Source organism: Acinetobacter sp. 1566109, assembly GCF_000582255.1.
Classification (GTDB): Bacteria; Pseudomonadota; Gammaproteobacteria; order Pseudomonadales; family Moraxellaceae; genus Acinetobacter; species Acinetobacter nosocomialis.
The window spans coordinates 1-1,130 of the sequence record NZ_JEYB01000194.1; the positions used below are offsets into that span (position 1 = coordinate 1).

At 38.1% G+C, this 1,130-nt stretch carries 1 protein-coding gene; it reads left to right on the forward strand.

The window, feature by feature from the left end; genetic code table 11:
• Positions 1-66 precede the first annotated feature (66 nt).
• Positions 67-1,130, forward strand: a protein-coding gene (locus tag J582_RS25345; RefSeq protein WP_144619002.1) for an IS3-like element ISAba21 family transposase whose coding sequence is annotated in 2 segments (ribosomal slippage) — positions 67-325 and positions 325-1,130 — 1,065 coding nt annotated over the 2 segments. Because the reading frame shifts where the segments join, the coding sequence is not laid out codon by codon here. This gene is flagged as partial in the annotation.

Genomic DNA, 1,130 nt, shown 5'->3' on the forward strand with positions numbered 1-1,130 from the left:
TGATGTGTGCTGAGAAAACAGGAGGTTTTAACTTGGTAAACTATAGACACTCATCAGGAGTTTACCATGAGCAAGAAACAGAAGACTTACACCGCAGAATTTAAAGTTGAAGCAATAAAATTGATTGAAGCCAATCAAGGCAATGTATCGGAAACAGCCAGACAACTTGGCATTTCAATGCAAACTCTTTCAAATTGGAATAATAAAGCAAAGACTGGCACCTTAGCAGGCACTAAACAATATTCACCTGATCTAAATGCCTTACTCGAAGAAAATAAAAAGCTCAAACAACAGCTCAAAACAGCTGAAATGGAACGTGAATTTCTAAAAAAGGCAGCAGCGTACTTTGCGAAAGAAAGTCAGTAAGGTACGCCTATATGAAACAGCAAAGATATTTATTCCCGATTAGCTTTATGGCTAGATTACTTCACGTTTCAGTGTCACGATTTTATGATTGGCTAAAACGAGGCATGAATAAAAGATTGGTTCAGCGAAATCAACAGACAATTTTGGTCAAAATAGCTCATGAGGAAACTAAACAAAGCTATGGCTATATTCGATTAACTAAGCATTTACAAGCGCAAGGTATCAAAATCAGTACGTATGCTGTACGTCAAATAAAAAAGCTCAACCAGCTGTATTGTAAGCGTCATAAGCGTTTCAAAAGAACTACGAAGAGTGATCATAATCGAGCGATCTACGCAAATTTACTAGAGCAACAGTTTTCAATGACTAAGCCCAATCTTGCATGGTCAAGCGATATTACATACATTTGGACTGCTGAAGGTTGGTTATACTTGGCAGCAGTAAAAGACCTGTACACGAAACAAGTGGTTGGCTATAGCTTAAATGAGCGTATGACCGCACAACTTGTTTGCAATGCACTGACTATGGCGATTCGTAATCAAAAACCAACGAAAGGCTTAATTATTCATTCGGACAGAGGCAGCCAATATTGCAGCCATGAATATCGAAAGATACTGGAAAAATGTGATTTTCAAGGTTCAATGAGCAAACGTGGGGACTGTTACGATAATGCACCGATTGAAAGTTTCTGGGGCATACTCAAGAATGAATTAGTGCATCATTGCAACTATAAAACCAGAGATGAAGCTAAAGCAGATATTACA